The 17955-nt window shown below is 54.1% G+C and carries 12 protein-coding genes; all 12 read left to right on the forward strand.

The window, feature by feature from the left end; translation table 11 throughout:
* Positions 1-633 precede the first annotated feature (633 nt).
* The 12 genes from VF260_03655 (at position 634) to VF260_03710 (ending at position 17859) form a co-directional block, all read left to right on the forward strand.
* Positions 634-1323 (forward strand): heptaprenylglyceryl phosphate synthase, encoded by a 690-nt coding sequence (locus VF260_03655; GenBank protein HEX7056282.1) that lies wholly within the window; start codon positions 634-636, stop codon positions 1321-1323.
* Between the two features lie 31 nt (positions 1324-1354).
* A complete protein-coding gene (gene pcrA / locus VF260_03660; protein HEX7056283.1) occupies positions 1355-3709 on the forward strand; it encodes a DNA helicase PcrA in 2355 nt (784 codons plus the stop codon).
* A gap of 18 nt (positions 3710-3727) precedes the next feature.
* Entirely contained in the window at positions 3728-5743 is a 2016-nt protein-coding gene (gene ligA, locus VF260_03665) for an NAD-dependent DNA ligase LigA (protein HEX7056284.1), read from the forward strand.
* Between the two features lie 209 nt (positions 5744-5952).
* Positions 5953-8022 (forward strand): bifunctional aldolase/short-chain dehydrogenase, encoded by a 2070-nt coding sequence (locus VF260_03670; protein ID HEX7056285.1) that lies wholly within the window; start codon positions 5953-5955, stop codon positions 8020-8022.
* 43 nt (positions 8023-8065) lie between these two features.
* Entirely contained in the window at positions 8066-9286 is a 1221-nt protein-coding gene (rhaI, locus tag VF260_03675; protein HEX7056286.1) for an L-rhamnose isomerase, read from the forward strand.
* The gene (locus VF260_03680) at positions 9283-10761 is read left to right on the forward strand and encodes a rhamnulokinase family protein (GenBank protein HEX7056287.1); all 1479 of its coding nucleotides are present in this window, start codon (positions 9283-9285) and stop codon (positions 10759-10761) included. Before rhaI ends, VF260_03680 begins: the two co-directional genes overlap by 4 nt.
* Positions 10762-10781: 20 nt before the next feature.
* The gene (locus tag VF260_03685; protein ID HEX7056288.1) at positions 10782-11552 is read left to right on the forward strand and encodes a DeoR/GlpR family DNA-binding transcription regulator; all 771 of its coding nucleotides are present in this window, start codon (positions 10782-10784) and stop codon (positions 11550-11552) included.
* 60 nt (positions 11553-11612) lie between these two features.
* On the forward strand, positions 11613-12353 hold the full coding sequence (locus VF260_03690) for a (Fe-S)-binding protein (protein HEX7056289.1): 741 nt from the start codon (positions 11613-11615) through the stop codon (positions 12351-12353).
* The gene (locus VF260_03695; protein HEX7056290.1) at positions 12340-13860 is read left to right on the forward strand and encodes a LutB/LldF family L-lactate oxidation iron-sulfur protein; all 1521 of its coding nucleotides are present in this window, start codon (positions 12340-12342) and stop codon (positions 13858-13860) included. The genes VF260_03690 and VF260_03695 overlap by 14 nt, the downstream gene beginning before the upstream one ends.
* Positions 13838-14569, forward strand: coding sequence for an LUD domain-containing protein (locus tag VF260_03700; protein ID HEX7056291.1), 732 nt, complete (start codon positions 13838-13840; stop codon positions 14567-14569). Before VF260_03695 ends, VF260_03700 begins: the two co-directional genes overlap by 23 nt.
* A 1073-nt stretch (positions 14570-15642) precedes the next feature.
* Positions 15643-16380 carry a GntR family transcriptional regulator gene (locus VF260_03705; GenBank protein ID HEX7056292.1) on the forward strand — a complete coding sequence of 246 codons (738 nt, stop codon included), beginning with the start codon at positions 15643-15645 and terminating at the stop codon, positions 16378-16380.
* A 141-nt stretch (positions 16381-16521) separates the two neighbouring features.
* Complete coding sequence (locus VF260_03710) at positions 16522-17859, forward strand: extracellular solute-binding protein (protein HEX7056293.1); 1338 nt, start codon at positions 16522-16524, stop codon at positions 17857-17859.
* The last annotated feature ends 96 nt before the right edge of the window (positions 17860-17955 follow it).

The following is a 17955-nucleotide window of genomic DNA, read 5'->3' on the forward strand; positions in this document are numbered from 1 at the left end:
GGAGGCCTCGTTGCCTCCTTCTTTTTTTCAAAATTGACACAAAAGGGTGCGTACACTAGACTGATTTTAGGCCTTTTTCACACAGCAAACGTTCAGATAGGGAACAGACTTGGTGAACTTTTCCCAGTTCGAAACCGCAAACCTCCCTGTACAACGCTGAAGCGGGGGGAGCACCTCATTGCACGACGCTGAAGCGGAGGGATCACCTCATTGCACGACACTAAAGCGGTTTGGTCGCCTTCCTGCGCATCGCTCAAAGGTGGGACCACCTCCCTGCGCGTCGCTAAAACGGGGGCCCCTCTCACAACATAGCGCTAACGGTCGTAGCAGAGGCTATTTGCCGAAAAAAGGCCGATTTGAAATTTTAACGGACGCAGTAGAGGCTAATCGTCGTTTCGGTGCCCAATTATCAGGGAAAAAGCAAAAATAGGCGCGCTCACGACCGTTAGAATCGAAAAGCGATCGATTTGGGCCAAATAGGCGCTGTCGCGTCCGTTAAAGGCTGCAAGTCGGCGAATCGACCAAGAGCATTGCCGCGCAAGAACTTCATATGCAATGAACAAGGAGGGAAACCGTTTTGTCAATTGACTTTGATAAGTACTTGGCAACGGTGATTTGGTGACCAGTCACGCAATGGCCGCGATTCGGTCGTGGCGGCATGTGTTCAAGCTGGACCCCGACCGTCCGATTTCCGATCACGCGTTGGAGCAAATTTGCGAATCCGGAACCGATGCTTTGATTGTGGGCGGTTCAACGGGCGTAACGTTTGACAACACGGTCGAGTTGCTGGCCAGAATCCGCGCATATTCTGTTTTTTGCGCTTTGGAAGTTTCCAACCAGGAGGCTATTGTTCCCGGCTTTGATTTATATCTGATTCCGACGGTGCTGAACACGCAAGACGGCGAATGGATCGTGGGGCGGCATGTTGAAGCGTTGAAGCGGTACGGGGCGATCATGCCGTGGGAACATATTGCGATGGAAGGCTACGTGATCCTGAACAAGTTTTCGGCTGCGGCCAGGCTATGCAACGCTCGAACCGAACTTGCGGTTCGCGATCTGGAAGCGTACGCGCGGTTTGCCGACAAGCTTTTGCACATGCCGATATTTTATGTGGAAAACAGCGGCGCTTTTGCCGATATGGAACCGGTGAAGCGCGTTAAATCATTGTTAACCGGGGCGCGGTTGTTTTATGGCGGCGGCATTGATAATCTTGCCAAAGCGAAACAGGCTGCGGAAGCGGCGCATACGATCATCGTTGGCAACGCCATTTATGAGCATTTGCCGGGAGCGCTGCAAACCGTAAAAGTTTTGGAAAAAAGCTGACAAATACGCGGAGTGGAAGGTATGGATGGCCATGTTGAACGATTTGCCGAATATATTTTCGGCGTTGCAGCAATTGAATCCGCGCCAGCGGGAAGCGGTCGAAGCCGTTGACTGCCCGCTTTTGATCGTAGCCGGAGCGGGCAGCGGCAAAACAAGGGTGCTTACGCACCGGATCGCCTATCTGATTGCGACGCAAAAAACGCCGCCATGGGGCATTTTGGCGATTACGTTTACGAATAAAGCGGCGCGCGAGATGCAGGATCGCGTAACCGCCCTGGTGGGGCCCGCGGCCCAGGAAATGTGGGTGTCGACGTTTCACTCGATGTGCGTGCGCATCTTGCGGCGGGAGATCGAACGGTTGGGGTATACGAGCAATTTTACGATTTTGGATTCCACCGATCAGTTGTCCGTCGTGAAAGGCTGCATGAAAGATTTGAACATTGATCCGAAAAAGTTCGATCCACGGGCGATGCTTGCGGCGATCAGCGCCGCGAAAAACGAATTGATTGACGCGGCCGCTTATGAACAACGGATCGGCGATTACCGGCAGGGCGTCGTTTCCCGCATTTACACCGCTTATCAAAAGAAACTGCGCGCCAACAATGCGCTTGATTTTGACGATTTGATCATGACAACGATTCGGCTGTTTGATGAAGAGCCTGAAGCACTTGATTTTTACCAACGTAAGTTTCAATACATGCATGTGGACGAGTATCAGGATACAAACCATGCGCAATATATGTTGTGCAACAGGTTGGCGGAGCGCCACAAGCGCATCTGCGTCGTCGGCGACAGCGACCAGTCGATTTACCGCTGGCGCGGAGCGGACATCCGCAACATTCTGGAATTTGAGAAAGATTATCCGAATGCGCGCGTCATTTTGCTTGAGCAGAACTATCGATCCACGGAAGCGATTTTGCAGGCGGCAAACGAAGTGATTGCGCATAACAAGGGACGCAAGCCGAAAAAACTATGGACCGAGAAAAAAGGCGGGAAAAAGCTGAAGCTCTTTATCGCCGACGGAGAGCATGAAGAAGGCTATTTTATCGCGCGAACGATCCGCGACGGGCTTTCGCAAAAACGAAAGTTTCGGGATTTTGCCATCCTGTACCGGACAAACGCGCAATCCCGCGTATTGGAAGAAATTTTGCTGAAAGCGGAAATTCCGTATCAGATTGTCGGGGGCATCCGCTTTTATGAGCGGAAGGAAATCAAGGATGTGATCGCGTATTTGCGGCTTGTCTCCAACCCCGACGACGATATCAGCCTGCAGCGCATCATCAATGTGCCGAAGCGGGGTATCGGCGATACGACGATGGACAAGCTTTTGGCGGCTGCCCAAGAGCGCGGCCAATCTCTTTTCCGTATGCTCGACGCGGCGGAAGAAGCGGGCATCGCCGGCAAAACGGCGCACAGTTTGCGGCAGTTTAAACAGATGATGGACAGTCTCAACGCCATGACTCCCTATTTGTCGGTGACGGAATTAACCGAACAAGTGTTGGAGATGTCCGGTTACCGGCGTGAATTGCAGCGGGAAGGGACGATTGAGGCGAATGCGCGCCTGGAAAATATTGACGAATTTCTTTCGGTAACCCGGGACTTCGAAGCGAAGAACGAGGATAAATCGCTGCTCGCATTTTTAACCGACCTTGCCCTGATTGCCGATATCGACACATTGGCTGACGAAAACGGCGGTCCGAAAGACGCGGTTACGCTCATGACGCTGCACAGCGCGAAAGGTTTGGAATTTCCCGTCGTATTTATCGCCGGCATGGAAGAAGGCGTATTCCCGCACAGTCGTGTGCGCGATGATGAGGAAGAGCTGGAAGAAGAACGGCGGCTCGCCTATGTCGGAATCACCCGCGCCGAGGAAGAACTGTACTTGACCTGCGCCAGAAGGCGGATGCTGTTCGGGCAAACATCGTATAACATGCCCTCGCGCTTTCTTGAAGAAATTCCCGAATCGGTGTTGGAACCCGTCTCCGGCGACGGAATGGCGGAAACAGGCGGTTTCGGGAAAGGCTACAGCTCGCCATCATGGGGATATGGCGGTTCTTTCGCAAGCGGTTCGCGCAGTGGGTTCGGATTCGGAGATCGCAAAACCGGCGGCCGGACAAGGAGATCGACCACATCGCCCGCACATCGGGCCACGGTGGAATCGCGACCGGCAACTGCGGCGGGAAACGCTCCGATTCGCCAGCCGCGGGTGAATGCCGCGAGCGCCGATTTTCGCGCAGGGGACAAAGTTTCCCACGGCAAGTGGGGCGTCGGCACGGTGGTGGCGGTAAAGGGGAGCGGCAGCGATATGGAACTGCAGATCGCATTTCCGGCGCCGGTAGGTCTCAAGCGGCTGTTGGCGCAGTTTGCCCCGATCACCAAACTGTAATTTGGAGGATTAAAGCGCATGGATCAGATGGATGAGATGCGAAATCTGGTTGCGGAGATCAATCGGCACAATTATCATTATTACACGTTGGATCAGCCGATTATTAGTGATCGTGAATATGACAAGTTGTATGACCGGCTTGTCGCTTTGGAAAACGAAACCGGGGTTGTGCTGCCCGACTCGCCAACGCGCCGCGTCGGCGGGGAGTTGCTCAAAGGTTTTGCCGAACATCGCCATCTCGGTCGTCTGTGGAGTCTCGACAAGGCGCAAAGCATCGCCGATTTGCATGCCTGGCATGCCCGGGCGCGCAAACTGGTTGCCGATTTTAACGCGAAACATCCCGACGCTATGCTGCCGCCTTTATCCTTTGTGGTGGAATTAAAATTCGACGGCTTAACGCTCAATCTGACTTACGATCACGGCGAGCTTGTACAGGCGGCGACGCGGGGCAACGGCGAAGTCGGCGAAGGCATTTTGCCGCAGGTGCGGACGATTCGTTCCATTCCGCTTGCCATTCCTTACCGCGATGGCGTAATCGAGGTGCAGGGCGAAGGCATGATGCATTTATCGGTGCTTGCGGAATATAACAAGACGGCTGCCGAGCCGCTGAAAAACGCGCGCAACGCCGCCGCCGGCGCGCTGCGCAACCTTAACCCGGAGGTGACGGCGGCACGCAGACTGGATGCGTTTATCTATAACGTCGGTTATGCGGATGGCCTGCATTTTGCCGATCATAAGGAAATGGTCGCCTTTTTGCGCGAAAACCGCTTCAAAGTAAATCCGCATATTGTGTTTTGCTCCACAATGGAAGAAGTTGTCGCACAAGTGGAACGCATTGCCGAAATGCGTTTTTCGCTGGATTATTTGATCGACGGCGCGGTCGTGAAAATCGCCGATATGCGCACCCGCGACGTTTTGGGCTATACCGAAAAGTTCCCCCGTTGGGCGGTCGCCTACAAATTCGAGGCGGAGGAAGCGACCACCGTGTTGACGGATGTTTCCTGGGAAGTGGGGCGCACCGGGAAGCTGACGCCGGTCGCCACGGTCGAACCGGTTGAACTGGCGGGCGTAACGGTGCAGAGATGCACGCTCAACAATCTCGGCGATATTGAACGGAAAAATTTGCGGTATGCGCTGGGCTCCCATGTGTTTATCCGCCGCTCGAACGACGTGATTCCGGAAATATTGGGCAAAGCGACGGACGAGCCGGACGGGCGGGAAATTCCGGTGCCGGCGGAATGTCCGGCTTGCGGCACGCCGCTAGAAGAGCGGGGCGCGCATTTGTTTTGCCCGAACCGGCTTGGCTGCAAGCCGCAGTTGATCGGCAGAATCGTGCATTTTGCCTCGCGCGATGCGATGGATATCGAGACGTTCAGCGTGGCGACGGCGGAGCAGCTCTATGATGAACTTGGCGTAAAAGATCCGGCGGACTTGTACGATTTGCGGCTTGCCGACCTGGTCGGTTTGGAACGGTTCGCCGAGAAGAAAGCGAATAATTTGCTGCAGGCGATCGAAGCGAGCAAAACGAAAGATCTCGCCTCTTTTCTGTTCGCTTTGGGCATTCCCAACACCGGCAAGACAACGACCAAAAGCCTGGCCGGCCATTTCCGCAGCATGGATGCCGTTATGCGCGCAACCCGCGAGGAGTTGACCGGCTTGCCGGACATCGGGGACGTCGTGGCGGACAGCATCGTGACCTTTTTCGCTGATCCGTATATCCGCGCTAGCCTGTCCCGCATGTTTGCCGCGGGAGTGCGCCCGACAGCGCCGGCGGAGCGGACGCAAACGGACAGCATGTTCAGCGGGAAGACGGTCGTTTTGACCGGCACGCTCGCATCGTTGACCCGGGATGAGGCCACAGCCAAACTGGAAGCGCTCGGCGCCAAAGTGGCGGGCAGCGTTTCGAAAAAGACGGATTTCGTCATCGCCGGGGAAAACGCCGGAAGCAAACTCGCAAAAGCGCGGGATCTGGGTGTTACGGTGATCGACGACGAAGCGGAGTTCCTGAAGCTGTTGGGCATGGGTGAAGCGTAAACGGGGGCGGATCGCCTCCGGTTGAATTTGTGGAAATATGGGATGAAGTAAAAAAATGGGGCGTCGCAGTGTCGGCGCTCTTTTTTTTTCGAATTGCCTGAGCGGCTGCTTATCAGATACAAAAATAAAAATAAACAGACATATTCAAATATAAACAAAAATATAGTATAGTAAAAATAAAAACATACCAAAAACTTCGGAGGGAAAACATGATTACAAGCCTGTGGGAACAAAGCAAGGCGGACAAACTTAAAAGCGGCCTGGATGAACTGGTTTACCGCTCCAACCTGATCGGCGCGGATCGGCGGGTGTGCAACTGGGGGGGCGGCAACACCTCCATGAAAACAACCGTCGTCGACTTTCGCGGGCGGCAAGTGGAAGTGATGTGGGTGAAAGGCAGCGGTTCGGATTTGGCGTCGATGCAGGCAAAAAACTTCACGGGGCTGCGCCTGGAAGATATTCGCCCGCTCATGGAGCGCGATGATATGCCGGACGACGAAATGGTCGCGTATTTGGCCCATTGCATGATTGACAGCAAGCATCCGCGCGCATCCATCGAAACGCTGTTGCACGCCTTTTTGCCGTTCAAGCATGTCGACCATACGCATCCCGACGCGATCATCAGTTTATGCTGCGCGGATAACGGTCGCGAACTGGCCCAAAAAATATTCGGCGACCGGTTTGTCTGGGTTCCGTATATCCGGCCGGGTTTTAAACTTTCCAAAATGATCGCCGAAGGTGTTAAGCAAAATCCGCAGGCCGAGCTGGTCCTGATGGAGAAGCATGGATTGGTAACATGGGGAGAAACGTCAAAAGACTGCTATCACAAAACATTGGCAATCATCAATGAAGCGGCCGCCTATATTGCGGCACACTCAGCCGGCAACGCCGCTTTCGGAGGGGAAAAGTATCCGGCGCTTCCGGCGGAAAGACGGCGCGGGATCGCCGCGCAAATCATGCCGCTAATCCGCGGCTTGGTCAGCGACAGCAAGAAAATGCTGCTTGCGTTTGACGACGCCGACGATGTCCTGGAATTTGTGAACAGCAAGGACGCTCCCGCTCTTTCCCAAGTGGGCGCGGCTTGTCCGGACCATCTGGTGCATACGAAACGGGTGCCGCTGTTTGTTGATTGGGACCCGAATTCGCAGGATGTTGCCTTGCTCAAATCCGCGGTTGCCAAAGGCATTTCCGCGTTCAAAGAGGAATATGCCCGGTATTTCGAACGTAACCGTAATGAAGGGGACGTGATGTTTGAAGCGGCGCCCCGCGTGATCCTGATTCCCGGCGTAGGCATGATCAACACGGGCAAAAGCCTGGCAATGGCTGAAGTGAGCGGAGCGCTCTACCATCGGGCGATTGCCGTCATGAAAGGCGCCACCGCGCTGGGCAAATTCGTATCGTTAAACGAAAACGAGTCCTATAACGTTGAGTATTGGCCTTTGGAATTATACAAATTGACTTTGGCGCCGCCGGAAGCCGAGTTTTCGCGCAAGATCGCTTTTGTGACGGGCGGCGCCGGCGGCATCGGCAGCGAAACGTGCCGCAGATTGGCGGCGGAAGGAGCGCATGTAATCGTCGCCGATTTGAATTTGGACGGCGCGGCGCAGGTCGCCGAAGATATCAACAACCGCTTTGGCGCAGGCCGGGCGATTGCCGTTAAAATGGACGTGACGAAAGAAGACGAGATTGCCGCGGCGTTTCAGACGGCGGCTTTGCAGTACGGCGGCGTGGACATTTTGGTCAACAACGCCGGCTTGGCCACGTCCAGCCCGTTTGCGGATACATCGCTGAAAGAATGGAATTTGAATATCGATGTACTGGGGACCGGCTATTTTCTGGTGGCGCGGGAAGCGTTCCGGCTCATGAAAGAGCAGGCAATCGGCGGAAGCATGGTCTTTATCGGCTCGAAAAATTCGGTATATGCCGGCAAAAACGCCGCCGCTTACAGCGCGGCTAAAGCGCTGGAAGCGCATCTTGCCCGCTGTATCGCGGCGGAAGGCGGCCAGTTCGGCATCCGCGTCAATACGATTTTGCCCGATGCCGTCTTGCAAGGCTCGGCGATCTGGAATTCCGCCTGGCGGGAAGAGCGCGCCGCGGCATACGGCATTCAGCCGGAAGAACTGGAAGAGTATTACCGCAAGCGCACGACCTTATTGGTAAATGTTTATCCGAAAGATATTGCCGAAGGCGTGGCCTTTTTCGCTTCCTCCAAAGCGGAGAAAACGACGGGGTGCATGCTGACGATCGATGGCGGCGTGCCCGCCGCATTCGTACGCTGACGTTTGGCAAAGCCATCAAACCAAATCCGAAAGGGTGATATGCATGTCCGACCGTGCTTATGCATTGTTTGCGGAACAGCAACAGGCCAGGGGAATAAACCTTGATAGGGTTATGCAAAAGCTAAAATCGCTAACGATTGAAACGCCTTCCTGGGGTTACGGAGACTCCGGAACCCGATTCAAAGTGTTTCGCAAGAACGGGGTGCCCCGCAATCCGTACGAAAAATTTGCCGATGCGGCGCAGGTGCACAAATTTACCGGGATCTGTCCATCCGTAGCCATTCACATCCCCTGGGACAAGGTGGACGATTACCATAAGCTGAGTGTGCACGCGGGCAATTTGGGTTTGCGCATCGGCGCGATCAACCCGAATTTGTTCCAGGACGACGATTACATGCTGGGCAGCGTGACCAATGCCGATCCGGCAATCCGCCGCAAAGCGACGGAGCATTTGCTGGAATGCGTGGACATTGCCAAAGAAACGGGTTCGCGCGACTTAAGCCTCTGGTTCGCGGACGGCACCAATTACCCGGGGCAGGACGATATTCGCGCGCGCAAGCACCGCATGCAGGAAGCGTTGGCCGCCATGTACAAGGCGATGACGCCGGATATGCGGATGTTAATTGAATACAAGTTTTTTGAACCGGCGTTTTATCATACCGATCTCGCCGATTGGGGCATGGCCTTCAACCTGGCCAGCAAGCTGGGTCCGCAGGCCGCGGTGCTCGTTGATACGGGGCATCATGCGCAAGGAACGAATGTGGAGCATATCGTGGCTTACCTGCTCGATGAAGAAAGATTGGGCGGTTTTCATTTCAACAGCCGCAAATACGCGGACGACGATTTGATCGTGGGCGCGATCAATCCGTATGAATTGTTCCTGATCTTCTACCAGATCATCGACGCGAGTGAGACTGCGGCGGAAGGCGTGCGCAACAACGCGGAAAACATTGCGTACATGATCGATCAAAGCCACAACATCGAGCCGAAAATCCCGGCGATGATCCGTTCCGTGCTGAATGTGCAAACGCAGTACGCCAAAGCGCTCCTGATCAATCTGGAAGAGGTTCGCGCGGCGCAAGCGGCGCAAGATGTTTTGCGGGCGGAAAATGCCGTGCGGGAAGCGTTCGAAATGGACGTGACGCCGCTGTTGCATGCGGTGCGCGAAGAGATGGGCGTGCCGACGGATCCGATGCGCGCCTTTTTGCAGAGCGGCTATCTGGAAAGCATTGCCGTGCGCGGCAAAGGCGGTGCAAGCTGGTGAACGTCCTGGCGTTTGATCTTGGCGCCGGAAGCGGCCGGGCATTGATCGGCAGTCTGCATGGCCGCAAGATGCAAATTCGGGAAGTGCACCGGTTTGCAAACGATCCGGTGCAGGTGAAAGACAGGCTGCATTGGGATATCTTGCGGCTGTATCATGAGATCAAACAAGGCTTGTTGCAGGCGAAATTGCAAGCGGGCGGCGGATTGGCAAGTTTGGGGATCGACTCGTGGGCTGTGGATTTCGGGTTGATCGGCGATAACGGGGAATTGCTCGGAAACCCGTACCATTATCGGGACCATCACACGGATCAAGTGATGGACGAAGTGTTTGCCCTTTTGCCCAAAGAAGAAATTTTTCGCCGCACCGGCATTCAGTTTTTGCAATTCAACACGATCTTCCAGTTGTATGCGCTAAGGAAAGCCGGTTCGCCGATTTTGGCGAAGGCGCAAACGTTATTGATGATTCCCGAGTTGTTGCGGTATTTTTTAACGGGTGAACAAATCGGGGAATTCACCAACGCCAGCACAACGCAATTGTATAATCCGATTGATGGTTGTTGGGATCGGACGTTGCTTGAACGCATCGGAGTCCGTCCGGAACTGTTCACCCGGGTATGCCGCCCCGGAACCGCAATCGGCGGGCTGTTGCCGTCGGTTCGTGCCGAATTGGGACTATCCGATCTGCAGGTCACTGCCGTCGCCGAACATGATACGGGTTCAGCCGTCGCGGCAGTGCCGGCCGAACAGCGTCATTTTGCCTATTTGATTTGCGGCACTTGGTCGCTCTTGGGCACGGAGACGGAAAAACCGGTTATTACCGATGAAGCTCTCGTCTTCAATTTTACGAATGAGGGCGGCGTTGCCGGAACGAACCGGCTATTGAAAAATATTATGGGCTTGTGGATTCTGGAAGAATGCCGCCGCACCTGGCGCAAGCAAGGGCTGCAATTATCCTATGACGAAATGTCGGAGCAGGCGTTGCAGGCGGAATCGTTTGCCAGCTTGATCGATCCGGATGATCCCGCATTCCTGAACCCTGCGAACATGCCGCAGGCGATTCAGGATTATTGCCGCAAAACCGGGCAGCCCGTGCCCGAACAGATTGGACAGATCGTTCGCTGCATTTTGGAAAGCCTGGCGTGCAAATACCGGTTTGTTCTGGAAATGACGGAGCGGCTTGCGCGGCAGCGGTATAACGGGCTGCACATGATTGGCGGCGGCATTCAAAACAAGCTGCTGTGCCAGTTTACCGCCAATGCCATCGGCAGGCCGGTTTGGGCGGGACCCGCCGAAGGCAGCGCAGTCGGCAACGTTCTGGTACAATATATGGCATTGGGCGAAATAGCCGACATATGGGAGGCGAGGACGATCGTCCGAAAATCTTTTGCCATCGAAACTTATTTGCCTTTAGAACAGGAACGTTGGGAAAAAGCGTACACGGCATTTTTGCAAATGATGAAATCAAGCGGCAGTTAGTGGCGAGGAGGGTGGCGTCCATGTTGGTGGCGCAAAGATACGAAATGATCGAGCAACTTGTCAAAAAGCGCGGCAGCATCCGCGTATCGGAATTGAGCGAACTGTGCGGCGTCACCGAGGAGACGATCCGCCGCGATCTTGACAAGCTGGAGCGGCTGGGAAAGCTGCGCAGAAGCCACGGCGGCGCGGTCAGCGTAAAGGAAACGGCGCCGGAAATTCCGTATTTCGAAAGAGAAGCGACCCATGTCGCGGAGAAAAAGGAAATTGCCGCCGAAGCGATCAAGCGCATTTCGCCCAGGGACCGGATTATTCTCGATGCCAGCACAACCGCGTGGTACATGGCGGCCAGTTTGCCGGATATACCGCTTACGGTGCTGACGAATTCGATCAAGGTGGCGGTCGAATTGGCCGCCAAAAGCAACATCCAGGTGATTTCCACCGGCGGTTTTTTGGCTTCGCGATCGCTTTCTTATGTTGGCCCGTTGGCCGAACAGGCGCTGGATCTTTACCACGTGAATAAAGCGTTTATCTCCTGCAAGGGTGTCCATCTGGAGCGGGGCATGTCGGAGTCGAATGAGTTGCAAGCGACCGTAAAACGCAAAATGATCGGCATTGCCGACAAAACGTTTTTGCTGGCCGATTTCAGCAAATTTGGCTCGCAGGAACTCGCCCATTTGGCGGGCTGTGAGCAAATATCCGCGCTCATCACCGACCGGAAAGCGGATTCAGGCTATGTGCAGGCGTTAGCCGAAAAATTCCGTCTGGAAGTCATCCGCCCTTTGGCAAACTGACGACATCCGGCTTTGCGAGAATTCGCGCTTGCCGCGCGGATTGAAATGGAGGCGATAAAGATGAAAGTTTCCTTGTTTATCACCTGTTTGAGCGATGCGCTGTATCCGCGGGTTGGCGCGGCAATGGTGCGGATATTCGCCAAACTGGGAGTGAAGCTGGATTTTCCCGGGCAGCAAACTTGTTGCGGCCAGCCCGCATTCAACAGCGGGTACTGGAAGGAAGCGAGAAGCTCCGCAAAAACGCTCCTGGAAGCGTTTGCCGACAGCGACTTTGTCGTTTCCCCTTCCGGCTCGTGCACCTGTATGATTCAACACTATTATCCCGAATTGTTCAAAAACGATCCCGAATATGCGGAAAAGGCCAACCAAATGGCGGAGAAAACTTATGAATTCTCGCAATTTCTCGTCTCGGTGCTGGGTGTGCAAGACGTGGGAGCGGTGTTTCCGCATAAGGTTGCGTATCATCCTTCCTGCCACGGCACGCGGCTTTTGGGAATCAAGGACGAACCGCTTGCGCTGCTGCAAAACATTCGTGGGCTGGAACTTGTGCCGATTCCCTATGCGCAGGATTGCTGCGGTTTTGGCGGCACTTTTGCCGTGAAAATGAGCGATATTTCCGCGGCGATGGTGCGGGAGAAAGCCGACCATGTGCTGGAAACGGAAGCGGAAGTTTTGACAGGCATGGATTTGAGCTGCCTGATGCATATTTCCGGAAACATGCAGTACCGGGGAGAAAAGATTCGCGTCATGCATCTGGCCGAACTTTTGTATGAGGGGATGGTTGCAGGTGGGCGCATCTGACGGGACGGTCAAAACCCGGGCCAAACTGGCGCTTAATGACGACTTTTTGCGCCAGGCGGTGCGGTTTACGACGGATAAACTCAGGGACGGCAAGAAAAAAGCCACGGAGGAACAAGGGAATTGGGAGGATTGGCGCGAACGGGGCGAGCTGATCCGCGCGCATACGATTGCCAATCTGGATTACTATTTGGCGCAATTTGCAAAAAACGCGCGGCTGCATGGCGCCCATGTGCATTTTGCCCGGGATGCCGCCGAAGCCGCGGCTATTGCCATTGCCATCGCCAAAGAAAAACAGGCCGGTCTGGCCGTGAAATCCAAATCGATGGTGACGGAAGAAATCCATCTGAATCAGGCGTTTGCAAAAGCGAACATCAAATCCGTGGAAACGGATCTCGGCGAATACATTATCCAATTGGCTGAAGAAGCGCCGTCGCACATCATCATTCCGGCCATTCACAAAAACCGGCGCCAGGTAGCCGAAGTGTTATCCCGCGATGCCGGAGAAAATCTGCCTCCCGAAACAAAGGTGTTGGCCGGATACGTGCGAAAAAAACTGCGGGAATATTTTCTTGCCGCGGATGTCGGCATTACCGGCTGCAATTTTGCCGTCGCCGAAACCGGTTCGATCGTCATTTTTGAAAATGAAGGCAATGCGCGCATGGTCAGCACCGTGCCGAAAACGCAAATCACGCTTATGGGCATGGAGCGGCTTATTCCGAGCCTCGATGACCTGGAAGTAATGGCGACGCTTTTGCCCCGGTCGGCCACGGGACAGCGTTTGACCGTGTACATGTCGGTGATTACCGGACCGCGCAGGCAAGACGACGGCGACGGACCGGAGAACATGCATATCATCGTGCTGGACAACGGCCGTTCTCTGCAGCTTGGCGACGCGGAGTTTCAGGATGTGCTGAATTGCATCCGCTGCGGCGCTTGCCTGAATGTATGCCCGGTTTATCATCAGGTCGGCGGCCATACTTACGGCAGCACGTACTCGGGGCCGATTGGGGCGATTTTGAAATCGGCATTGAATGGCGATGTGTCCACCTGGGACGACTCAATGAATTTGTGCACGTTGTGCGGCGCATGTACGGAAGCGTGCCCGGAGCGAATTCCGCTGCACAATATGTTTCTGCATTTGCGCAGGCGAAAAGTGGAGGCCGGACATGCGCAGCCGGCTGAAAAAAGCGCATTTAAAGGCTTCAGCTATGTCATGGCGGACGCAAAACGGTATCAAACGGCGCTCAAATTCGGGAGATTCGGCCAGCGCTTTATCGCGCGGGGCGGCGTGATCAAAGCAAAGATCGGACCTTTGAAAAAATGGACGGCAAGCCGCTACGCCCCGACGCTGCCAAAGAACAGTTTTCGGGACGACTGGGCAAGTTTGCATCGGGAACTGGAGGAGCAACTTCCCGAGACGTCGCCGGAAATGCTGGAAAGGCTGATGCGGGCCAAGCACAATCGGGAAACAGGAGGTAATGGGCATGGTCGAACAAACCGGGCATGAGATTCCGGCAGCCGTTTACGATGAGGCGGGCGAGGGCGAGCGATCGTTCCTGGAAAATATTTCGCGCCGTTTGCGCAGGCCGCAGCCGAAATCCGCGCCGAAGCATCCGTTTCGCGGCGCGCCTGAATTCTGGAAGGAGTATCAACTGCCGGTCGATGAGTGCATCCGAACCTTTATCGACCATTGGGAAAGTGCGGGAGGAAAAGCCATTCGGACAAGCGGGGACAACGAATTGCGGCAAACCGTGATTGAGATATTGCAGACTCATCACATTACGTCGGTGATCCGGCAAAACCAGCCGAAACTTGCGGAATTGTTGCTGGATGCCGGCATGCCGGAAGCCCGCTGGAAAACCTGGAGCGTTGCCGAACGCGGCTCGCTCGCCGAGTTTGCGGCGCAGGCCGACGCGGGCGTTGTCATCGCCGATTACGCTGTTGCGCATACCGGCACTGTCGTGCTCGGTTCATCGAGCGACAAAGGCCGGTCGGTCAGCCTGCTGCCTCCACTGCTCGTCGTCATTGTGCCGATTTCGCGGCTGCGCACAAGGCTGGGCGAAGTGATGCGGGATTTGCAGGAAATCTCCTCAGCGCAATTTCCGGCCGGCGTGCATTTCGTGTCGGGTCCGAGCCGCTCTGCAGACATCGAGAACGATCTGACGATCGGCGTGCACGGCCCGGGCATCGTCTATGCCATCATGGCTGACTTTTAGCACTTCGCTCGTTAGGCCCGGCACGTCAGCCCGCCAATCCCGACACGATCAGCCCACCCTTTCCTGATCGTTTGGTTAATATCAACCAAAGATGTTACGCAAACAGCAGGCTGCCGCTGCCGGTTGTAAATTTTGTCGTATACGCCTCGGCATTGGGCGTGACAATCTCGCCTGTTTGGTCACCTATACCTCTACACGCTACAGGGTCATGCTCTAACGGACGCCAGCGACGTTAACAGGCGGTTTTTTTCGCTTTTAAAATTTTAACGGGCGCCACAGCGCTTATTTGCCTATTTTCATAGCTTTGGCTCCGGAATTCGGCCAAATAACGTCACCTGCGTCCGTTAAAATTTCCACATGGCGTTTTTCCGCAAAATAGCCGCAAATACGTCCGTTAGCGCAGCCGGCATGGGCAATGTGCTGGTTGTGCTGCTGGTAGGGAAACACCGCATTGAGCCGATAATGGCAGCCGGCATAGGCAATGTGCCATTATCGCAACCAACTTGGGCAACGTGCGGTTGCCGGCCAGCCGTATGCAAAGGGCCTGCTGATTGCCCGAACCTTCCTCGATGGTGACAACTCTGAAAGGGGAAATTCCGGGGCAAGCTAACCCCCTGCGCTGTCCGCACCATCAGTTAAACGAAGTTCAGATAGGATAGGCAAAATATCTATTGACATTCTCGCCGCAAAGTAATAATGTAATTACATAGGAACATGAGAGTACTGACGCGCTAGAAACATGAGAGGCGCAGGCGCGTGATGAGGTTGCTGTCGCAAGATTGTGGCGCATGCGCACGAGATGGCACTGCCGCAAGATTATGGCACAGGCGCGCGAGATGGCACTGCCGCAAGATTATGGCACAGGCGCGCGAGATAGCACTGCCGCAAGATTATGGCACAGGCGCGCGAGATGGCGCCATCGCGCGATGATGGCGCGGTCGTCAGACGATTGCGCTGTAGTTGGATGATTACCCTAACGCAAGATGACAGTGCAGTTGCTAAATTGTGGTGAAGGCGCCAGTTGAAAGCGCTTTACGAACAAAAATGACTGGTGATAAAATATGGCTACCTTAATGAAAATAAACAAGACAAGTCCTGTCCCGCTATACCACCAACTACGGAGCGAGCTGGAAAGGTTGATACAGGAAGAAAAAATGAAGCCCGGAGATGCGTTTCCGAGCGAACTTGAACTATGCGACATGTACAATGTCAGCAGAACCACTGTTCGCCAAGCTATCCGCGAAATGTTCGCCGACGGTCTTATTTATCGCGATCATCCGCGCGGGAGGCCGCTGGTCGCCGCGACCAAGGTCCGCCAAAAACTGATGCGCCTGGAAGGTTTCTTTTCCGTTGATATGTTATCGTCCGGCTTGTCGCCGACAACGCAGGTGCTTTCCGTAGAATTGGTCGCGAAAACGTCGGCTTCGTTGGAATTGGGGCTGCCGGCGAACGAGAAGGTTTACCGCTTGCTTCGTCTGCATGGCAATAATGGCGAACCGTTGGTGATCCAGAACGTTTATTTGCCGAGAAAGATATTTCAACGTTTCAAGAACGAAGATTTGTCCAAATCGCTTTTTCAATACATCGAAACAACATACCAGCATCGCATCGTCAGGGCGGTTCAGACAATCAGCACCAGACAACCGGATGCGAAAGAAAGGGAATTGCTGCACATTACTCCGCATACAAGCGTGTTTCAGGTCAATCGCACTTCTTATGCCGATGACGGTACGGCCGTCGAATACTTTGTGTGCATTTTGCGCGGGGACAGATACGATTTTGTCATGGAATTGAACGCGGCGGACGCATAACTTTTTTTTAGGTTCTATTGTAATTACATCGGTACATCATCATGTGGGTATATAATTAATTAAAGGGGGTGATGCGGAAAAGTTGGGCATGTTTTGTCTGGCGGCTGGCATTAAAAAATATCTTATGTGGGGGTATTTTGCATGAATTGCAAGCGCTTACTCGTAATTTTGCTTTCTGCAATGGTTGTGTTGGTAACAGCTTGTTCAAGCAGTGGAAAGAATACCGAACAAAGCGAGGCCGGAGGCGACAATGCGGCAAAAGTGTCGGACAAGCCGGTGGAAATCAATCTTTGGTCGGGCTATCCCGAACTGGACCCATGGTTCAACAAAATGGCAGACGCTTATCATACGCAGCATCCCAATGTAACCATCCATATTTCTTCGTTCCCGTTGCGAGATTTTGAGAAAAAAGTGGCGACCTCCGTTCCGTCAAACAGCGCGGCGGAAATCATCACCATAAACCCCAGCATAGCTTTGCGGTATATTCAAACGGATATGATCCAAAAGGCGCCGGAAGATTTGGCCACTATGGTCAAAAGCGGCATTTTTCCTAAAGTGTTGGTAGATGACGCCTCCTATAACAATAATGTCTACGGCATACCGCACATGCTGGCGAACAGCGCCATTTTCTACAACACGAAAATGTTCGAAGAAGCCGGAATTAAAGAGCCGCCCAAAACGATGGATGAACTGATCAAAGATGCGGAAATGCTGACAAAACGCGATGCTTCGGGCAAAGTGATCCGATCCGGCCTAAGCTTGCGTTTGAGCGGCGGCGGCAGCGGCGTCGCGGAAAAGTTCTGGATTTTCGCCATGCAAAATGGCGCAAGCATTTTGAAAGAAGTGTCTCCGGGGAAATATCGGGCGAACTACGCGAATGAAGGCGGCCTGAAAACGTTGCAAATGTATGTGGATATGGTTCACAAGACGCACGTTGACGATCCTGCGCTCAAGCATGACGCGGAAGCGTTTGAATTGCAGGATACGGCGATGTTTGTGCGCGAAACATGGGTGATCGGCGACATACAAAAGAAATCACCGGATCTGCAATATGCCACCGCTCCGATGCCGTCCGCCAATCTGCTGGTGGAAAAAGACTTTTATGTGACGAATGCGGCAAAAGGCGACAAACAAGCGGCCGCATGGGATTTCATCAGATTTTTGATGCAACCGGAAAATCATATTCAACAGCTGGAGATGAGCGGCTGGCACCCCGCCCGGACCGATCTGAAGCTTGACGATATATTCGCAAAGACGCCGCAATTCGAGAGTTTCTTTGCCAATTACGATCATCTTGAGGTTTATCCGCTATTGCCCGAATTTGACGAAATTGCGACGAAGTTTGCCGATCGGTTGGCGACAAAAGGCTATGTGGACGCTTCGTTTGTCGATAATCCCGATAAAATGATGCAATTTTTGCAGGATGCGGCGAAAGAGACGAACGACATTTTGAAGCAAAACGGCCATCTGGCCGAATAATGCCGAAAATATTGGGCGCATAATCCACTGTCAGGGCGAAAACTTGCCGCTAAACACAGCAAATCAGCAATCCGGGCGGAAGTTTTCGTCCTGCCT

The sequence above is a fragment of the Bacilli bacterium genome, from assembly GCA_036381315.1.
GTDB lineage: Bacteria > Bacillota > Bacilli > Paenibacillales > KCTC-25726 > DASVDB01.

Bases quoted from the DNA above. Each gene is read 5' to 3' on its own strand.
- VF260_03655 (HEX7056282.1), top strand. From the start codon at position 634: ATGGCCGCGATTCGGTCGTGGCGGCATGTGTTCAAGCTGGACCCCGAC.
- pcrA (HEX7056283.1), top strand. From the start codon at position 1,355: ATGTTGAACGATTTGCCGAATATATTTTCGGCGTTGCAGCAATTGAAT.
- ligA (HEX7056284.1), top strand. From the start codon at position 3,728: ATGGATCAGATGGATGAGATGCGAAATCTGGTTGCGGAGATCAATCGG.
- VF260_03670 (HEX7056285.1), top strand. From the start codon at position 5,953: ATGATTACAAGCCTGTGGGAACAAAGCAAGGCGGACAAACTTAAAAGC.
- rhaI (HEX7056286.1), top strand. From the start codon at position 8,066: ATGTCCGACCGTGCTTATGCATTGTTTGCGGAACAGCAACAGGCCAGG.
- VF260_03685 (HEX7056288.1), top strand. From the start codon at position 10,782: ATGTTGGTGGCGCAAAGATACGAAATGATCGAGCAACTTGTCAAAAAG.
- VF260_03690 (HEX7056289.1), top strand. From the start codon at position 11,613: ATGAAAGTTTCCTTGTTTATCACCTGTTTGAGCGATGCGCTGTATCCG.
- VF260_03700 (HEX7056291.1), top strand. From the start codon at position 13,838: ATGGTCGAACAAACCGGGCATGAGATTCCGGCAGCCGTTTACGATGAG.
- VF260_03705 (HEX7056292.1), top strand. From the start codon at position 15,643: ATGAAAATAAACAAGACAAGTCCTGTCCCGCTATACCACCAACTACGG.
- VF260_03710 (HEX7056293.1), top strand. From the start codon at position 16,522: ATGAATTGCAAGCGCTTACTCGTAATTTTGCTTTCTGCAATGGTTGTG.